Genomic DNA, 18,918 nt, shown 5'->3' on the forward strand with positions numbered 1-18,918 from the left:
CAGTTGCGGCCTTTTAATATCAAAAAGAATAATCTTTAAAGGTAACGACTTGTTCGCCCAGCCAGTTATTGATTTCCTTCAGACGTTCCTGCAGTGGTGTCAGCTCGTTACGGACAAATACCTGAGACGCTTTCACCGCATCCCCGAATCCCCCGGAGTTGTCCGGGATAATTCCCATCATCTGCGGCGGTACGCGGTGCGCACTTAACAGGTCGTCGCGGCTGGCTTTCTTGATGTTAAAAAAATCGTCTTTCGTAGCGACTTCACTGAGCGGCAGAATCTTGATCCCGTCCGGCTTTCCGTTCGGTGCGTACATGAACAGGTTGCGGAAGTTACCCAGCCCTTTCGTGTCGCGCATCGCCTGGCGCATCCGGTCAACGTCGCTACTGCTCTGCGCCGCGTCGGTCATATACAGGATGTAACCGGCGTGCGCGCCGTTCTGATAATACTTGCGGCGGAACAGCATCGCCGCCTCATTCAGCCAGGCGGAGTTAGGCGCGCTGAGATATTTCGGCAGGCCGTAAAGCTCCTGATTAAAATCCGGCGCCAGCAGGTGAAACACGCTGCCGGCCGAAAATTCGTGCGGCTCTTTCCAGTCATCAACAAACCATTAAACGCCATCCTTAACGCCTCTGCGGGTGAATTTGGCCGGGATGGTTTCAAAGCGTAGCGAGATTGAAGCCATAATGTCGCTATTCAGATCCATCGGCGAGCTTTGATGTACGTCTGCTTACAGGCTTTTTGCCAGTCAGTGAACGCTGACCGGCGACTGATCTGCACTCATTTTTGATCAGAACCACAATCAAAAATAAAACGTCAGCCTGGTTTACCGGGCCATTCAATCATCTCATCAAGCCTGGAAAGGATGCCGGGGAAATAGCTTTCATCAATAGCGAATCCCCCTTTTACCTGCACACTATCCGCATGTGCCTCAGGACGAAGAACATACTCAATGACCACAACATCATCACCTTTTACCTTCCTGAGCAGCATATTTAACTGATTTAAGTCACTATGAAACTCAAAAGGTTCTATTTCCAGTTGCTCAATAACAGCCCCATAGTGGGCAGCAAACTGCTCCTTCAGTTGTTTAAGTCCTCCAACAGTAAATTCAGTCTGATACTGTATTCTCACACCAGTGACAGAAAACTCAACAAAGGACTTAATCCAGTCCCAATGATGATTAACCGGATCGACGTCGTTTTCGACGACCCGTTCAAAAGGAGACACCGCAAAAACGAATTCTTCATTTCTGATATCAAACATATGTACGTTCCTGTCGGTTAATCAAAATACTTAAAATGCGTTATCGTCCAGTCTGCTACCCTTACCACAACCTCAAGCGTGTACTTCTTATACTCAGTGATATTTTTCTTACGATGTAATTTATACATTTTCGTTTCATAACGATACATCCCCTCTCCTTTGCGAGGATCGGCCATGCGTTTGCCATAGCGGATAGCTTTTTCCTGTATATGTAATGGAACATAGCGACCCGGTTCATACATGTGCCTCGCCGCTGTTTTGGTCATTTTCAGGTTACGCGCTGATAAACCCGTTTTTAACCTGGCACGCAGGAACATTATTGTTGTTTGGCTGAGTCTGGCACTTACAGCAGTTCGGGTACCAGCCTCCAATAATGCGCGGCCAGCGCGAAAAATTCGAAATACGCCAAACGCAAGAAGCATTATATCTGCAGGATCAATCAGTGGTGTTTCGAGAGGTGCCTCTTCAAGTCGAACAAAATGCCCCTGCGCATCGTATATCTGCCAGAGACCGGGAGCCTGAGCCACAGAATAACCAATACACATGCCGCTGGACTCATCCAGTACGGGCTGTGCGTTTCGTGGCAGCCCACGTGGTCTCAATTCAAAAAATACGTTGGCCGATAGCGGTGACTGAAATGTGTAATATCTGCCAGGGTCTGTGATTGCAACCCCTGCATTCATTATCGTTCCCTCATTTTTATCTGACTTAATATAGCGCCACAGGAAAGTAGAGCGGTCATTAAAGAGTCATTGCACACTAATCATTCAACAAACCTCAATCAAATGGGCTGTATAACACGTGCCTTATGCTCATAGCTGAGCTTTGATCAGGAGTGCAACAGGCGGCACATTATCAGCACAATCTCACTTAATAAGGGATAAAAAAAAGCCCGTGTTAACTTGTGCTAACAAGGAAAATGGCGAGGACATATTGGAAGAAGATCTTGCAGCAAAGTTGAAAATAAGACAGCGGAAAGCAGATTAACCTATTGATTCAAAATATATTAATCGAAGCATAGCATTAACCAAAAAAAGACCGAATACGATTCCTGTTTGCGAAATATAGGGGTTTTTCTGTTATTTAACAGTAGGTTGAATAACAAAAACACCCATTTTGATGGTTGCAATGCTTACCAATGCACTCTTTCAAGATCAAACACTTGCAAGTAAATTCGTTTCCGGTTCGGGAAATTTTCGGTATCGCTAAATCGTCGGCCTGCTTGGCTCATGCACAGACACTACCTCTGCCGTCACCTTCCCCAGCACTATAATCCCTTCCAGCCCTTCTCCGTCGATCGTCTCACCATCCAGAGTAATAATGCCCGTCCGGAACAGTCTTCCCAGCTGCGGAAACTCACCGAGCTGGAATGCAACTTTGTCGCCAGGATTTGGCTTCACGGATTTGTCGGCCAGCACGAACCCGTCCGGCGTCTCAATCAGGATCATGTTGTTGCGGTGAGGCATCAGGATGTCGTTCAGGTCTATGCGCTTTTCAATGTAGTCACTTGCAGGTGATGGAAATCCCATAGCTACCTCACGTATCCCATATTGCGGAGCGCGTAAGTCTTGTTTTCACTCTGCTCCGTGACCAGCTCGAAGAAGAAGCTCTGGTAGTACCGTATCCAACGATTGCACTCCTGCAACGTCCAGACGTGGTTCACGTCGTCCAGGTTCTTCTGGAATGCCGCTGTAGTGACTATCTGCCGCCCCATGCTGTCTTTTTTTATCGCAGCCATAAAGGCACCGTTTATGTCGCTCTCTCTTGCCATGCTAAATCCTCCTCTGATAAATACTGTATGAATAAACAGTAATATCGATCGGTGGATTTGATCAAGGCAGAACGTGGAGCAAAATTGTAAAGCTGCTGAGAGTGCTGGCTTTATAGTTTCTGGTGGGCTTGATTTGAGTTAAAACTGGCTGAATACACAGATGTGAAAAAATACAGCAGTTAAGCTGATCTTTTTATTGAGGTTTTTGTACTGCCTGGATATTATCCCGATGTTGTGCGGTTAAATAGTGATCTGCACATAAGGGAAGGCCCCTAACTGGTGAGACAGTTAAGGGCCGCAAAAACAGTCAGTGCTTGAATGTTTTCTTGAGATCTCGCCAAAGAGACTATCTCAAGCGAGATCCCGTGTAAAGCGTTCGGCACCTTATTTTTAAAGGTGCTTTATGAAAGAGATTTGCAAACAAAGTCATCGCCGCAACCAGATGTTTGAGGTTCTTCCTGAGAACCAGGGCCAGACTGGACGTCATAAATGCGCTGGATGTGCATATGATTTAGGTAAATGGCACGCAATGATTGGTGTCCCTAAAGCAGGTGATGATGGCGTACTAAGCGAACTGGCCGAAAGCCAGGCAAGTTATGTTCGTCATAAGAATGCCTTCACAGCATATCTAATGGGCTATGATGATGGCCTGAAGCTACGAAGCGTTGCGTAAAGTATCAACCCGGCCACTGCGCCGGGTTTTTTGTGCCTGCTGCACCCAGCGACTACCCTTACCTGACCCACTCCATACCCTGCTCAGACAGGAGATGAACCTAAATTACCTAAGATGTATTGGTCTGAGAATGCTGCAGCATACATATCTAGCAACAGAGTGTGGTCATAGTCTTAATGAGCGTGATTTTGAGTGTTGTGGGTCATTGTTGTAACATCTAATTTCATATTGATTAGCGCACAGTTGGCATGAACTTAGGAAAATTATGGAAGTATTAAAATAAAATCTAAAAAAGGAAATCAAGTGAACGCAAAAAAATATACGGTACATTTTTTATTTGGATTGATGATGCTGGCTTTGTTTGCTTATCCATGGCTTAAAAATCCGATGGTGCCAAGAAATCAGATTATGGCCTCGATAGCATTAGCCAACTGTTTTCTTTACCCTTTTGCCAAGTCAGTACTTGAAGATTTAGTTATGCGAATTGGTGGGAAAGGAGTGCGGAAGAAGAGTGTCTTAACCATCGATCCAGTTGGCAACAGTAAAATCAGAGCACTGCATTGGATTTTTAGTTTTGTTTTCGCAATACCAATATGTTTGCTCGCGTTGCTATGCATGAAGAAATAGGCTGGTTTCCAGCCTATTTCTTTTAGATTATAAACCCAGCTTCGCGTTAATTTTGTTCATCAGCGCATCATCAATCAAGGAGCTGGTTAACGCTATCATAAGTCCCATAGCGAGAACTCCAACAGGCGTACCTGTAAGAATACCGAAGGTGAATGCAACCGCGACAGTAGCCACTTTACCAGCTGTGAGCGCTTCAATCTTAACAAGCGCCGGACGCCAGTTATCCGTTTCAATGGCTTTAACAATCTCTTGTACCGTGGCGTATACATCGGTTGCAGTACCATAGTACCCAAACCCTTTACTATACTTCGCCAGCTGCGTTGCATAAGAGGTATAGTCAAGAGATTTCAGTGCATTAGCAATAGCATTACGATCAGCCACGCTGAATTTCGCACCAAGCGAACCTTTGTAATTGTTAAACGCCGCGAGTGCTTCATCTACATTACGCAGGGTTTTACCTTTAGCTTGCTCTGCAAATTCCTGCGCAAGTTCGGAGGCCTGCTGCCCGAACCTATTCGTAATTTCAGCCATGAAATCTGCAGTAGACTTAACAGCATCTGCAACAGATGTATTTTGCTGTGCGCGCCCCTGAATTGTATAGTCGATAAGAGCCAGTTCTTTTTTAGCATCTACAGTTGCTTGTTTAGCTTTAGTAATTCGGGTACCGGCTTGTGTGCTATTTGCTAAAGCGTAATTGTTGGCGATGATCTGCCTTAATGCTGCCACTCGCGCAGCAGATACATCCCCTTGGTAACTTGCTGTAGCGTTAGGAGTACCTGCACTATTGTTAACATTATTGCCATTGCCGCCATTGCCTGGAGACGGTGGAGGAAAACCAAAATCTACGCCATAAGCATCTCCTAAGCTATAGGAGGTAATGGCAAGAACATGTCCATCTTCTCTTAAAAAGTAAGATACAAATTGTTTCGGATCCAAGCCGAAACCGCGAGCCATATTGTCCCCCACGCTTTTATTTAGTGCTTGAGAGAGAACAGGGTCGGTCATGCCATTGCTACTACCGCTACTGCCATTGTTATTACCTGCGTTGCCATGACTGCCACCACCAGGTGCTGGCTCACTACCGCGTTCTTTACTCCAGCCTGTGCCGTCCCCAACACCGCCACCATAATTAAATCCGGGCATAATTATCTCCTTCTCAATTCGTAAAGGTTAAAACTGCTTTTTACTTAACAACTACAACAGCTGTAAGCAATTTAAAAAGCAAAAATACTGTACATATAAACATGTTTATCCATACAGTATTTTGATGATAGGCCTCAAGAATTCTTTCGTCAACCTCGAAAGATCAAAAAGTTAGAGAATTATTATTTTTCTGACTGGATGTGGCACATTTGAAATTTGGCAGGCCACGAATGAGTTGCGAGATATGAGTTTGTAACGATTTTTAATGCTTTCAGCTTCCAAGCAGCCTAATGTTAGTTAGGTCTAAAACTTTAGTTATGCTGCTCATCTAAATATTTCAGCCTGACACCCATAGCTTTGATAATTTCTGAATGCTCGTCGATGAGTTTCTGCTGCGAATGACATACAGTCAGGAGTAGACCAAGCTGTTCCAGCGGGTCCAGGGATTTCTTGCCATCAGAGTTTGTGATTACGCCTTCTGGCAGGAGTTCTTCAAACTCCTGAGCAATTACTCCATACTTATGCGAAGAGCCAACCTGTTTACCTTCTGCAATGAACATCTCACCTGTAATGGGGTCTGGTGACTGATAGGTGAAGGTTTTATCTTTGAATTTATATGCTACCGGTCGTATCTTGCGAATAATCTCTAATGCCAGCTTTTCATCAGCATCTTCAATTTCTTCTTTCAGGGTTTTATCTGAGTCAAAAAAATTAATACCTTTGGCGGCTCCATCAACCTTAACTTCAAGATAGGTGCTGTTTACTGCTGAAAAGGCTCTTACACGGCCACCCACTGAAAATGATCCATTGGGTGCATACAAAAGCCCATCAACAGTAAACTGAAAATTTGCATTCTCAACAGTATTAGATGAATTCACTATACGGATATTAAACCCGCCGGTTCCACTCCCCCGGTTCACTACAATAGAACCCTTACCTGTAGAGTTATCCTCATTCCAGACAAGATGTGCCCCTTGTTGCGCCATATTTGCGCCATTTGACGTTGCCGAGACACCGTTTCTAGCAACGATAGTTGTGCCAGTTAAACTGCCAGTTAGTGTTCCCCCCGATAGCGGTAATGCACCAAGATTGCTCAACGCAGTTGTTTTATTTGATACATCATTGAGGTTCTGGCTTTTATCCATTTTACCTGAAACAGAGTTTACAACGCTGTTCCATGATGGCCCGCTGTACTGGCTTCCATCAGGCAGAGTGACCGTAATACTGCCGCTAGCGCTATATACCTGCTGCCAGTTTGCTTTGTCGAGGTTGAGTCCGCGGATGGCCTTGGCTACGTCTGCCGCCACCTGTGCAGTTATCCCCACTAGAGCGGCGTTCGGAACTGCTGTCCACGCAACGCCTGAAGCTGCTGGGCCATTGTAAGCCGTGATTAGGGTAACGCCGCTAGCGGAGTTCACTGATTGCACAGCGAGCGTATAGGTAACACCACCAACGATAGCAATAATGAAATCGTTAGCTTTCAGCTCGGTTGTGAAAGATGTTCCTGAGCCGGTAACAGCCGTTGAGTTGTTAGTTAATGCAATAGTGCCTGCTGGCATAGCGTTCTCCGGGCAATAAAAAACCCGGCGCGATGGCCGGGTGTTATTGGGAATGGTTTCCAGTTCTTCCGATTAAGCAAAATAAATACATCCATCTTATTAATTCACTCAATCATACAAACCGTGCATGATATAAAATCAGCACATAATAAGAAAAGGATATTTAAATGAAAAGGGTAATGACTATCATTTGTGTTGCAACGACTCTTTCGGCTTGATTATCAAGTTCGCCACCCATTTGCTATAACGAAGCCGTTATTTACAAACAAAAGTACGACATTGCAGTGTTTAAAATTGAAGACGGCAAGTACCTTGCTGGAAAACCTTTTTATACATGGACAAACAAATCACAGTTTACTGATACGGCAGCATGCGATCGATTAAACCCCTAGCGCCTGCCTGTAGTAAGAGTCATATACATTGCAGTATATAAATCCTGGAGGTCCGCATGAATAACTAGGCGGCCTTCCCTGTGGTACCTGATAGTTAGAGGATGAAAACAGATCGCCACCGCTAGCTTCATAGTTGCCAGAACTATTCACTCCCCCGCTGTAGCAGTTATAGAGCGTTACGCCTGTGTTTGGGTAGGCGGGATCGAAGGGCTGACTTACCACCACCGAAACACCGCTGGTAGATGCTACAGGCTGCCCCGCATTTGTAGTCGACCCAGTCTGCATTTGCAAAGGAAGGCAATTGCTGTGCCATACCATTTTTCCATTGTCGTACATGAAGAAGCCACCAGAAGGTACGTTCACCATCATCTTGGCAAAAACATAGATGCGTGTAGCCGTCATCTGGTAACCAAAGTTAGGCCTGAACTGCAATGCCCAATAGCCATTCTGGTTTATCTCTGTCCACCATACATGATTAAATCCAGAAGAGGCCAGGCTTCTGTGAAAAGCTATAAATGGAGTGCTGACGGGAACATTGGTCTGCATGACCTGACCAAAGGCGGGCGTCAAATCTATAACCTGAACAAGATTAAATGGCGTGAAGGTTGGTGCAAGTTTGAATACTGGAGGATTTAAAGAGTAATCATTATATACAAAGCCTGCATAACTGAGAGTAGTGGTCGTTGTCGCCGTCACTATCAATTTTGAGGATATGTCGACATCATTCCAAAATACCGTTTGTCCTGAAACAGAAACGGTGTAATTAATCTGGCTCGAACCGGCTGAGGTTCTTCCTCCTATGATTACAGCACTGATGGTGAATCCGTTTAGATTATAGGTTTTGTTTCCAGTTCCTGACACAGTAGCTACATCTGCAATAAAATTGTATGACATGGCATTAACTGCATCGAATGAGGTGCCATTAATAAAAGCCTGAAATCCTGCCATTACCTCTGTACCCCCATAGAGCAAACCAACTGTCCACTCGCGTTATACCAGGCTGCGCCCCTGTTATCTATTACAAACCTTCCCTGCCCTGAAACCGGCCCGTTAAGCTCGAATGATCCATCTGACCTCATGATTGTGCCAGTCTGTCCTGAAACATAATTTGCCGAATACCATGAGCCAACCTTGGCAAGCGTAAACGAGGCATAGTTAATGAACGCGTCTCGCATAAAGACCTGACCATTTACGGCCGTAAATGCGAGCTGATAAGTGCCATTGGTGGTGTTGTATATGCCAAAGTTATCAGCACTGAATAAGGCGAAAGACTGTGTTGTGCCGCCATTACCTTCAACGCCCAGCTGCATACCGGCAACATATTTATTACCGTTACTGTCCACCTGAACCTTCACGCCCCATTGAGCAGAAAGCTTGCCGCTGAGGTCTGAATAAGCGCTGGATACCTGCTGCACGGACGCGGTGTTCTGGTCTGACCGAGCCTGAATCTGCTCAAACTTCTGAGCATAGGCACTGTCATTATTAGCTACAGTCTGCCTGACTGAGATGATATCCGCTCGGTTGCGCCCATAAGCCTCAAACTGGTGATCGATTGATGCATCCAGGTTGAGGGCATTCTGAAGTATGCCTTCAATGTTCGTATCAATATTCGAAGTAAGACGGCCGAATGCCTCCGACTCTCGTATCGCTTTATCGATGTAATCAAGCATACCGGGGATGTCAGAGGATGCTTGGCCTGATGCCTGAACGAAAGGCGAGACGCCAAACGCGTTTTTTGTCCTGACATACATGTAATAGGTATGGTCAGCCTTAAGGCCATGCAGTGTCCACTGTGACGCCCTTCCGAGAAACTGCGCCTCTGTCTCCACGGCACCGATTGAACTGGCTGGCACCTCACCCGTGTACCAGAACTCAAATGTCGTGTCTGTAGTTGCTGATACGTTCATAACCGGCACGATATCGGCTGAGAAGATGCCCGGAGTCCATTGAATGAAAGAAGGTGCAGAAGGAGCGCCAATTACCAGGCTTACCTGAGTCTCCGCTCCTTTCATTCCGTTCTCATTGCGGCCACGTACGCCAAGCGTATAAATGCCTGAATCCAAACCATAGAAGTCATAACGGAACTGGTCTGTTTCGTACTGAGCAACAACCTTCCTGTCTGCGTTATAAACGTAGAGTTCGAACACGATCTTCTTGGTCAGCGTCGCCGTCTGCCACGTTGCCGTGACCTGAACGGTTTCACTGTTGACGTTAATAATGCGCAAGTTTTCGATGTTTGGGACACGATATCCATTGAGGGTATCGTTGGGCGCTTCGAAAACCGCGCCATCATCCACGATAGCCTGCTTGTTCGGGTCGAATAGCGTTGCTGAGATGCTGTAAACAGAGTTGTTTTCGTCTTCAGAGATACCCATAACCCGAAACAGACGCGTGGCTACCTCACCGGTAGAGATAACAAATATTGTTCCGTCTTTAACCCAGTTAGGCGGAGTTCTCAGCGTGATGACCCGACCCGAAACTGATGCGATCTGATAGCGTTTAAACTTGCCGTCAGAACCCATGAGCGACATTGTGTCACCGCCGCCTGCCAGAGATGAAACATCTGCGTCTACAGTTATCACCGCGCCGCTGTGAGAGATAATGCGACCGCCAAGGCGGGTTGCGGCATAGTTGTTATCCATGACTTCAATGACATCACCCGGCATAAAGGCGATAGCATCTCGCGCCATCTTGAAGGTGACCTTCTTCGTTTCCCTCTTCGCGGTTTCAAGAAGCCACTTGCCGGCACGAAACGCCTGGCCGCGCGAAGTGCAGCCGAATGCCTCCAGCGTTGTTTCGTTGTAGCCGTAGCGGTCAATCATCTGGTCGTCGGAAACGTACTCCTTAACCTGCTCCCAACCATTGTTAGGGTCAGTCCATGAGACAACCACGGCGTTAAAGCGCTCTGAGCGTTTCATAGAGCTGTAAGTGAATAGCCCGTCCACAACATTGGCATTGGTTACCGCTGCCACCGGGTCCTGCGGGTTGTCCAGCATGATTGAAAATCGCATGCCGTCCCACAGAGCAATGCCGCGGAACATGCCAGCAATTTTGTCGAGAATATCGCGGGCGCTTGATTGCTCAGTGATATAAGCATTAAGGGTGAAGCGTGGTTCTTTGCCGCCATAGCCATCATCTACAAGCTGATCGCAGAACTGAGAAAGAACATACAGGCTGCCATCGTCAACATCGATGTATCCTGCACGTTTAGCCAGTCCGTAACGTGTGTTTTTGACTAAAGCACGAAACAGCCAGGCGGGATTGTTAGTCCACGCCGATTTAAATCCACCGGTCCAGATGCCAGCGTATGTTCTGGCGATCGGATCATAGCTGTCCGGCACATCGACAATGAGTCCACGCAGGTGATACGTGCGGGTAGGCGTGTCGGTGTACTGGTCACGGTCAATTACTGCGCCTGCTATGGCCGCATATGGATATGAGAGGCTGTCGTCTGTGATTTCAGTAAAGCTGTTCCAGATAGTGCCGTTGGTCAGGAGGTCGCTTGAGCTATCCGCTGTAACCCGGCGCAGGCGAATATCAAACGGTTTGCTGGCAGGAGCATCAATTACATGCGCCTCAAGATACTCGCCTGATATTTTTCCGCTGATAGTCACCGTTTTCTGAATGCTCCACGAGCCAGCGGAACCGTTTCGCGTTTCAATGACCATGGTCACCGATGTTTCGTGCTGGTTGCCCTTTGTGTCCTGCTCGACCAGCCCGGTTACCCCAATATTCATGCGTACGCGTGTCACATCAGTGTCAGTTACTGTGCGCACCAGTGGTGTGCTCTGCGTGACATCGGTTTTAACGACGGTGGTTGCTTCAATCGCATCAAAGCCGGTGATTGGTGACTGATTTGCAGAGCCCGGACGCCATGCCACGCTGACGCCGTTAATCGTAACGTTACCGCCTGCATCAGTGACTGGCGTTTTATTCAGCATGAATGATGAGAGGTGGTTCTGATCTACCGGGCCGTAAATCGGGCCTTCCGAGATGAGATCGAGGACTTTGAGAAACTGCTTTGATTTGAGGTTGTCATCGATAAGTTTGGGAGTGCTACCGCCACCGCCGCCTGAGCTCATGCTTTCACCTTAACTGATGGAAATATCCCAGTCCTGATTGTTGCTGGTATCAATACCGAGAGAGATAACGTTACTTCCAACCACCATTTCGCCAATCAGTAACGGAACCGGCCTGCCCTGCCCGATCCGGTTCTCTGCACTGGTGAATGAGTTGTTGGTAATGGAGTTTGTGTCCTGGTCTGCTGAACTCTGCGTCTTCATGTGCGAGGTCATATAAAGCGAGTAAGCAACCGAGGCGACCGTGACGGCCACCATGATCCATACTGCAGCTACGGCACTGATTGCCCCCTCCACAATCGGCACGAAGAGGACTGTCGCGCCGTCTTTAAGGTGCCTGTTCATGTGGAATTCGAGGTTATCAGCTGAAACGTCACCGTCATCGATGCGCAGCCGCAGCCGGGTTTTATAGAAATCGCGTTTGAATTCGGGACATTGAGCAAGCAGAAGGCGCAGGCCTTGCGAGGGTGTATCGACGTTCAGAGTGATTTGGCGGAAATGTCGTCGGAGATTCCCCGCAAATCTAAAGATGAGCATTGTGCATGCCTCCATATAGAGTGCGTCAGGCTTACATAGGCTTGCCGGTAGGGCTCGCGGCGGCTGAGGCGCCCGGCCAATTCGTGATGAAGGACGGTGTTGTCTCCAAGCCAGAGCATTGCGTGGCAAGGGTCTGACTCAGGGAAAGCGCGCCGAATGATCACATCGCCCGGTAGAATGTCGGCCGGAGCAACTTCGTAAAATCCGTTGGCTGCCATATTCTTCAGGTAGATGTTTTCACCCCTTACCCACCAGCCGTTCGTGCGTTCGAAGTCTGGCAGGTCGATACCGCACAGGTGGTAAGCGTCCCGAAAGAGCGTGTAGCAATCCATAACGCCATGTTCGAACCGCCGACCCAGTAAATGCGGCACAGGTCGGAACTTTCGAAACCTGCCAGCGCTTACCAGCCACCACTCAATACCGGTAGAAATCTGCGCCACCCTGTCGGCAGCCGACAGAACGAGTTTTGGCTCAGGATGTGAATGAAAAACGGCGGTGATTTCTCCCGCCGCTTCTGCTCTCATCCAGTCTGTATCGCTTATGCGAAAGTTTCGCGCCGGGTCCGGGTGCTGGTTATCACAGCGCATGACCCGCTCACCATCAACAATCAGGCCACATACCTCATCGAGGGATGAGGCTGCATATGCAAGGCATTCATCTTCAAGCATCATGACACCTTGGCAGAGCCAGGATAGCCACCATAGGGAAGCGGTTCAGGTTTTGGGAATCGCATGCGGCAACCGGTGAGGTGCTTTGAGCACTTATCCCGAGACATGTCTGAGGTTGGGCTATCTTTCTCATCGGCCACCGGCCCGCCTGAATAATCACAGCCGTCGCCGCGGTAAACCCATTGGCAAACATCAGCCAGAATGGTTCGCGCCGGTATGATGGCGTTATCGCAGTCGACCGGCGTTGCGAGGTTATAGGTAACAGTTTCGAATGTCTCTTCTGCCATCTCCTCGATGACATAGCGAGATACAGCTTCCATAGTCGGGTCTGCATCAGCATTGCCATTCGGGAAGTTAACCGCGTCCAGATGCTTAACCAGCACCTGCCGGCGCGTTACTACCGCACCTAATGCATCATCGAAATCGTGGTTGATGCCGGTGATGAGTCCGGTGATGTTTGCTACCTTCATCGTCGGGCGCGAATAGGTGCCTTCGGACTTTGTTTCGAACCCTTCAACAGCAATCGGATAGGCTGAGTAAGCACGACCCTGCCAGATGACATCGTTGTAATAGCCGTTTGTTCCTGCATGGAAGCGGATAACATCGCCGCCGAATGACTGAAGGTCCACCTCGAACAGGTCGAGCATCGCGCCAACGCCGGAATCAGTGCTTTCGATGATTAGATTTGATGGAATGTCGCGCACGCAATCCTCCAATAAACCCACCACAAGGTGGAGATATTTTGAATTAAGGTATCGTATGAATTACATATGATAATGTTGTTGCTAATTTGCAGAATTGGACAGTTTATGGTGATAAATAAAATGCTGGGCTTGTTCAAAAAAGATAAATCGGACAGCTATGTGGAATCAGTTCTTAACATTCCTTCTTCGTCAGAGAAATGGCTTCCAGTTTTACAGGTCGCTGTTGGAGGCTTAACGGAAGTTGGCTTTTCCCATAAACAAAATCACTTACTGTTAGTCGTATCATCCTCCGGACGCAGTGTATACAACTGTATTAATGGTGAAAAGCTTGCCAGAGACTACTCTGACCATGCAGATTGGTATTCTCCGTTGAGCCTTATCTGTAAAGGGATTGGCCCTTTATCCCATGAAGATATCTCAATCTCCGGATTATGTGGTGGCGGTTTACCAATGTATAACCGTTATGGGGAAAGTTTAGTCCGCGTAGCGCCGCAATGGCCTCTTGAATTATTAATCTGGTGTCCGAAAAACAAAGATGCTTTAACGGTTGGTCATCAAGATGGCTGTATCAGACTTGCATCGGACCATTTCATTTGTACCGGGTTTTCATGGGATGGTGAGTTTATAGTTTCGGCTACAAGTAGTGATTTCACTGTTTGGTGTAGAAAATAATGCCCCTTGATGCAAATCTTCTTTAACGCGCTACCTGTTCAAATGTTGCCGTTAGTTCATATTGGTTGCCTGTTTTCTTTAATGACCATGCTCGGCATACAAACAGCCGCTGCACGCCGGTATCTGATGGTGTCCAGTAGAACGCCTCTACAGCCATTCTCTCCTTCAGGAAAGCATCGGCCGCCTTAGCTGCGTTGGGGCGGGAACATTTGGCATCGTCGAAGCCAATGAACGTCAGTTGGTACCGTCCCATTAACGGATTGATGCCCTTAACCTGCCGTTGCTCATAACCATCGCCCAGTTTAACTACGGCTATATCAGGCGTGCGGTCGCCCGTGAAGCCCTTTTGAGGGCTCCATGTGAAAGTTTCTGGCATTAAATGCTCCAGTGTATAATCAGGGGGAAACTTACTCTAAAAATGGAATATATATGAGCTCGAATAAAGGTTTACTGATTGACACAATGGCAGCGCATACAGCTATACAGTTCATCATTTCCGTTCTTTCTGATGAGCAGAAAAAGAGACTTGAAAATTTAGTAACTGCAGCATCAGCACTTCCTGCCGAAGCCGAGATTTCTGATGAAATTAAATCCTACATGGAGGAGATGCATCTGAAGGTTCAGGAAATGGTTAAAATTGGCACAGGGAAAACTGATTAACCATAAGCGGCCTGAGAGCCGCTTATTTTTTTCTTGCCTGTAGCATGCCGCCTGGTCGAGTGCTCTGGTCTTTCATTTGATAAAGTGCAACCTGCTTCATCATGCCGACCATTTTATTCATCGTAGCTTCATCTATGCCGTTCGTTGTTTCAATATTGAAGGCGACATTAAAGATGTTACCGCCGCCGGCACTGCCCCCTCCGCCAATATCTCGGTTGCTGATTACCGAACCATTGTCGCCGGGGATCATGTACTGGCTGCCATTGCTGGCTTTGAAGATTTCAGGCTTACCGCCTTCACCTACCCGGTACATGCTGCTGGCGTTGACTGGGCCGCCGTGCTCACGAGCGCCAGCTATTGCCAGTCCCTTTGATGCCGCTAATGCTGTGGTATAGGCGGTAGTACCCACCGCTGAAGCGCTGCCTAGTGTTGCTATTGACGCGCTCATGGCTGCAGGAGCCCATGCTGCGGTAGCTGCTGTTGCCTGAGCTGCAGTTGATGCCAAAGCAGCTGTTGCAGCCGCCTGCCCCATAATCATGTTTTTGACGTACTGCAGGCCCATTTCCACAAGGCCAGTCACGACGCTGTTCAGGATAGTCGTCCCAATGTTAGCGAACGACTCAGCCAGGCTTTGTGTCCCATTAAGAAGGCCAGTGATCGCATTTGTTGCTCCGCCCTGAAGTGAGTCGATTGCATCGCCCAGCATCTGATTTGCTTGGCTCTGGTTTTCCCATATCTTCCACGCAGCATCGATGCGGGCCTGCTCATACTCAGTATTGGCTGCGTTGATAAGTGCCAGGCCGTTAGCAGTAATAGCGCCTTTCTCAGTTTCGAACTCCTGAATCAGCGCCAGTTTGCGGGCATTCTCATTTGCGAGAGCCTGAACCGGATCTATGGCTCCTTGTGCATCCTGAGTAGGTGAAACTCCTGCAGCTGTTTCGGTACGGATCTTTGCAAGGTTAACCTGGTGTTGCGCCTCAAGTTGCTCTGATGTGGCGTTGTACTGCTGCTGGCTTATCTTTTTCGCTGATAATGCAGTCTGAAGATCAGCTACATCTTGCTTATAGCTGGCATCTTCCTTGGCTTCTGGGAGAAGTTTCTCAGCTGCCGCCTGCGCCCGGATTGCGTTGCCGGTATCCCACTTAGCTGCGGCATATTGCCCAGCAAGCCTGATATCGTTCTGCGTAGCCGCACTACCCAATGACTGTTGAGCTGTGAGGATTGCCTGCTCTCTGCTGAGTTCGCGAGTTGAATCGCCAGCCAGCTCTGACTGCTGCTTCAGATTAGCCAGTTTCTGCGCTATTGACTCAGCCTGAGTCTCAGCTTTCTTACCGGCAGCCAGACCGTCCTTCGTTTCTTTATTCCTGGCTGCCTCTGCTGCCTGAAGGTCGTATTGCGCTCCAGCTAATTGGCCTGCTGCATTTACCTGATTCTGGTTGCCGCCTTTATCTCCGGCCTCCATGCGGGCTTTAGTAACTGCGCGGAGGCGCTTGTCAGTGATGGCGAGCAGCGTATTTTCATCTTCCAGATCTTTGTTATATGCATCAGCTTTATCGCTGCGGGGTATTTCCAGACTGGTAGAGTTGAACTTATCCTTTGCGCGACTGGCAAAGTCTATTGCGTGGCCGAATTGATTCATCAGCCCGCTAGCCACGCCAGCAGCGTCACCGTCACGCTTCAGTAAGTCGATTCCCTGAGCAAAAGTGCCATTCATCTGAGCGCGGAGTATGCCCGTTTTACTGACGGTCTGGCTGAGCTTTTCTTGTGCTGATTCGTTCTGCGCCAGCAACTGAGTGTGCTCACTCTGAACATCAGCCAACTCAGAGAGCGTGACTTTATAGAGAAGGCTTCCCTCTTCAAGAGATCCGAGAGTACGACGGAGCCGCGACTGCTGAAGTTCGTTAGCCTCAAGTGTCGACTGATTGTCTTTTAACGCATCAACTTGAGCACGGATTGACTTGCTGGCGTTGTCGATTTCAGCAGCAAGCTGAACCTGACTCATGCTTTTCATTTTGGCAATGACGCCATCGAGCTTGTCAGCAAAGTCGATGCTTTCCTGCCGCGCCTGCTGCATCTTCTGATAGAAGTAGAAGATTCCCGCCGCTGCAATAACGGCCGCACCAACCGGTCCTCCAATAAGGGCGAGGGCGCCACTGGCAAGAGACTTGATCGTGGTTGTGGCAGTCACTGCTGCAGTTTTAGCTGTTCGCGTTGCGGCAGCCTGAGCAATCTGGGACTCTGCATATGCAGCAGATCGCTGGATAGCCACTGACTTTACGGCATTGAGATTTTGCAGGGCTAAGCCCTCTGCTGAAGAGCCTTTTGCAACGTTGTACTCAGCCTGAGCCAGTGCAAGCGAAGACAGAGCGGCTTCTTTATCCAGCAGTGCCTTTCTGGCGACTACAGTGGCTGCTGTGGCTGTGGCTGCGGTGGATTGCGCGGTAGAAACTGCCTGAGCTCTGGCGGCTAATGCGTCATCCACTCTTGCTTTGGTTGCCATTGCAAGCGCGCCGGTAAACCTACCGCCAAAAATTACTGCTGCGGCAGCAACCACGTTAGCAACCACATCCAGATTCTCACTTAAAGAAATGACGCCCTGGTTAAAAATCCTGATTGACGTGCTGACGCTGGAACTTTCGCCGACAAATTTAGTGATGTTATTTGTGGCAACTGTGAATGCCTGCCCCATGGTCAATGCGGTGTTGGCAAATTCCTTCGCAATGGCATCACTTTGCTTCAGCAGGCCATTGACCACTACCTCTGTCGTCAGCTTGCCCTGTGCGGCCATGCCACGAAGCTGACCAATAGTCACGCCCAGAGAATCAGCCAATGCAACAGCCAGTCGACTGCCGTTTTCAGAAATTGAGTTGAATTCTTCGCCGCGGAGAACGCCAGATGCAAGCGCCTGAGACAGCTGCGTCATGGTGGAGCTGGCTTCTTCAGTTGTTGCGCCAGATACGGTAAGACCCTTGTTGATGGTCGTCGTAAGCTTAATCAGGTCGGCTGTGCTGGTTCCTGCGCTCCTTGTAGATCGCTCAATGCGTCCATAAAGGGTTGCCGTTGCTTCCAGGCTAGACCTTGTATCCTGAGAAACATTGAAGACTCGCTGTGTAACATCCGCTAGCTGCTCATTAGCGCGAACGGAGTTGGCGAGCTTGTTGTTTACCGTGACCCATGCATTGCCGTATTCGGCAATCTGCTGCACGGAGATAGCAGCTGCTAAAGCTGAGGCGACTTTAGTAAGCGAGGAAAATGATTTCTCTGCATTCCCAACAGATTTGGCAGTGCTATTAAAGCCTTGGTCGAGCTTGTTGAGGCGATCATTTACCTGCCGCTGCCCTTCGATAAGCCTGGCGACATTCATTTCAATCTCATAAACGATGTTGCCAACCTGCTGCTCACCTGCCATTCGCTTTTCTCCGGGCGTAAAAAAACCCCGCCGGAGCGAGGTTTGTGATGTTAATTTCTTTTAGAAGTAACCATTGTCCCTGCAAGTCATTATCGTCGCTTGCGCATCAGTATCACTACCGCCCAATGCTATTATTCCCGCTCCAGTAGGCCTGCCTTTTTTATCATGCGTAATCATTGCCATAAATGGAGAGTCACCTACATAGCCGCCATAAGAGTTTTTCGAGTTAACGAGCCCGCAGTAGGCCCCCTTCCCATTTGAAACATAATATGAGTGTTTAAATTTGGCGCTATCTGGGTCTTTTAAGCGATCTCTAACTGCCCGCTCAACGAAGGTTCTTTCTGCTTGAGTAATACTTCTCTTTTCCCACTGCTTTGGATTTTTGCTTTCAATTGAAGCGGCGCTATACGACTTTACTAAAGAGCATTCTGCCCACTGCTCGGTGGATTTCGCGATGGTATCCGAAACTGCAAAGCTCTTAAAATCTTGACTCATTACATATGATTTACTTGCATCTGAAACTCTCCAGACCGTTTTCATGTCGTCTTTCATTTGCGGGCTCAAGAGATAAGTGCCATTAGGTCTATAAACCTTCATCGCACCATTATCCACTTCAACCTTTGCGGCTTCCCTGCCTATCATTGGCCCCATTTTGCCGTTGTTTACAGCCGCCTTAGAGTAGATACAATTAAACGTATCCGCAGCAAAAGCCCCAAGTGGCATCATGGAAAAAACCAGAATTAAAAGCTTCTTCATAT

General features: G+C 48.2%; 18 protein-coding genes and 1 pseudogene. 4 read left to right on the forward strand and 15 right to left on the reverse strand.

The annotated features are described in order from the left end of the window. Positions 1–19: 19 nt before the first annotated feature. From BY447_RS02525 to BY447_RS02545, 5 genes and pseudogenes are all read right to left on the reverse strand, one after another. Positions 20–670: pseudogene (locus BY447_RS02525) on the reverse strand (phage portal protein); the annotation flags it as partial. Between the two features lie 146 nt (positions 671–816). Beyond that, a complete protein-coding gene (locus BY447_RS02530; protein WP_110330404.1) occupies positions 817–1,266 on the reverse strand; it encodes a hypothetical protein in 450 nt (149 codons plus the stop codon). Positions 1,267–1,283: 17 nt separating this feature from the next. After that, the gene (locus tag BY447_RS02535; RefSeq protein ID WP_323859478.1) at positions 1,284–1,949 is read right to left on the reverse strand and encodes a hypothetical protein; all 666 of its coding nucleotides are present in this window, start codon (positions 1,947–1,949) and stop codon (positions 1,284–1,286) included. Positions 1,950–2,471: 522 nt separating this feature from the next. Further along, positions 2,472–2,795 carry a phage repressor protein gene (locus BY447_RS02540; protein WP_110330405.1) on the reverse strand — a complete coding sequence of 108 codons (324 nt, stop codon included), beginning with the start codon at positions 2,793–2,795 and terminating at the stop codon, positions 2,472–2,474. A gap of 2 nt (positions 2,796–2,797) precedes the next feature. Beyond that, complete coding sequence (locus BY447_RS02545; RefSeq protein WP_110330406.1) at positions 2,798–3,037, reverse strand: hypothetical protein; 240 nt, start codon at positions 3,035–3,037, stop codon at positions 2,798–2,800. A gap of 403 nt (positions 3,038–3,440) precedes the next feature. Here BY447_RS02545 and BY447_RS02550 point away from each other — a divergent pair, with 403 nt between their 5' ends. Together BY447_RS02550 and BY447_RS02555 are read left to right on the forward strand one after the other, a co-directional pair. After that, complete coding sequence (locus BY447_RS02550; RefSeq protein ID WP_110330407.1) at positions 3,441–3,710, forward strand: hypothetical protein; 270 nt, start codon at positions 3,441–3,443, stop codon at positions 3,708–3,710. A 303-nt stretch (positions 3,711–4,013) separates the two neighbouring features. Further along, positions 4,014–4,337: a hypothetical protein gene (locus tag BY447_RS02555; RefSeq protein WP_110330408.1), complete on the forward strand. Its 324-nt coding sequence runs from the start codon at positions 4,014–4,016 to the stop codon at positions 4,335–4,337. 27 nt (positions 4,338–4,364) lie between these two features. Here the strand turns inward: BY447_RS02555 and BY447_RS02560 are convergent, their stop codons facing one another. The 7 genes from BY447_RS02560 to BY447_RS02590 all read right to left on the reverse strand — a co-directional run bounded on the left by BY447_RS02560 (position 4,365) and on the right by BY447_RS02590 (position 13,419). Next, positions 4,365–5,480: a colicin-like pore-forming protein gene (locus BY447_RS02560; protein ID WP_110330409.1), complete on the reverse strand. Its 1,116-nt coding sequence runs from the start codon at positions 5,478–5,480 to the stop codon at positions 4,365–4,367. A 311-nt stretch (positions 5,481–5,791) separates the two neighbouring features. Beyond that, positions 5,792–7,039, reverse strand: coding sequence for a tail fiber domain-containing protein (locus BY447_RS02565; RefSeq protein WP_110330410.1), 1,248 nt, complete (start codon positions 7,037–7,039; stop codon positions 5,792–5,794). A 380-nt stretch (positions 7,040–7,419) separates the two neighbouring features. Beyond that, positions 7,420–8,379 (reverse strand): hypothetical protein, encoded by a 960-nt coding sequence (locus BY447_RS02570; protein WP_110330411.1) that lies wholly within the window; start codon positions 8,377–8,379, stop codon positions 7,420–7,422. Beyond that, complete coding sequence (locus BY447_RS02575) at positions 8,379–11,513, reverse strand: host specificity protein J (RefSeq protein WP_110330412.1); 3,135 nt, start codon at positions 11,511–11,513, stop codon at positions 8,379–8,381. Before BY447_RS02575 ends, BY447_RS02570 begins: the two co-directional genes overlap by 1 nt. A gap of 9 nt (positions 11,514–11,522) precedes the next feature. Next, positions 11,523–12,047 (reverse strand): tail assembly protein, encoded by a 525-nt coding sequence (locus tag BY447_RS02580; protein WP_110330413.1) that lies wholly within the window; start codon positions 12,045–12,047, stop codon positions 11,523–11,525. Continuing rightward, positions 11,990–12,718: a C40 family peptidase gene (locus BY447_RS02585; protein ID WP_110330414.1), complete on the reverse strand. Its 729-nt coding sequence runs from the start codon at positions 12,716–12,718 to the stop codon at positions 11,990–11,992. Before BY447_RS02585 ends, BY447_RS02580 begins: the two co-directional genes overlap by 58 nt. Next, positions 12,715–13,419 carry a phage minor tail protein L gene (locus tag BY447_RS02590; protein ID WP_110330415.1) on the reverse strand — a complete coding sequence of 235 codons (705 nt, stop codon included), beginning with the start codon at positions 13,417–13,419 and terminating at the stop codon, positions 12,715–12,717. The genes BY447_RS02585 and BY447_RS02590 overlap by 4 nt, the downstream gene beginning before the upstream one ends. A 105-nt stretch (positions 13,420–13,524) precedes the next feature. Between BY447_RS02590 and BY447_RS02595 the strand changes: the two genes are divergently transcribed. Continuing rightward, complete coding sequence (locus BY447_RS02595; protein ID WP_323859479.1) at positions 13,525–14,091, forward strand: hypothetical protein; 567 nt, start codon at positions 13,525–13,527, stop codon at positions 14,089–14,091. 22 nt (positions 14,092–14,113) lie between these two features. Here BY447_RS02595 and BY447_RS02600 read toward each other — a convergent pair whose 3' ends face one another. After that, a complete protein-coding gene (locus BY447_RS02600; RefSeq protein ID WP_110330416.1) occupies positions 14,114–14,467 on the reverse strand; it encodes a phage tail protein in 354 nt (117 codons plus the stop codon). A gap of 53 nt (positions 14,468–14,520) precedes the next feature. Between BY447_RS02600 and BY447_RS02605 the strand changes: the two genes are divergently transcribed. Beyond that, on the forward strand, positions 14,521–14,751 hold the full coding sequence (locus BY447_RS02605; RefSeq protein WP_110330417.1) for a hypothetical protein: 231 nt from the start codon (positions 14,521–14,523) through the stop codon (positions 14,749–14,751). 22 nt (positions 14,752–14,773) lie between these two features. Here the strand turns inward: BY447_RS02605 and BY447_RS02610 are convergent, their stop codons facing one another. Together BY447_RS02610 and BY447_RS02615 are read right to left on the reverse strand one after the other, a co-directional pair. Further along, positions 14,774–18,160: a tape measure protein gene (locus BY447_RS02610; protein WP_110330418.1), complete on the reverse strand. Its 3,387-nt coding sequence runs from the start codon at positions 18,158–18,160 to the stop codon at positions 14,774–14,776. Positions 18,161–18,220: 60 nt separating this feature from the next. Next, the gene (locus BY447_RS02615; protein WP_110330419.1) at positions 18,221–18,916 is read right to left on the reverse strand and encodes a hypothetical protein; all 696 of its coding nucleotides are present in this window, start codon (positions 18,914–18,916) and stop codon (positions 18,221–18,223) included. Positions 18,917–18,918 lie beyond the last annotated feature (2 nt).

Origin of the sequence: Pantoea sp. JKS000250, assembly GCF_003201065.1 — a bacterium.
Taxonomy (GTDB): domain Bacteria; phylum Pseudomonadota; class Gammaproteobacteria; order Enterobacterales; family Enterobacteriaceae; genus Pantoea; species Pantoea vagans.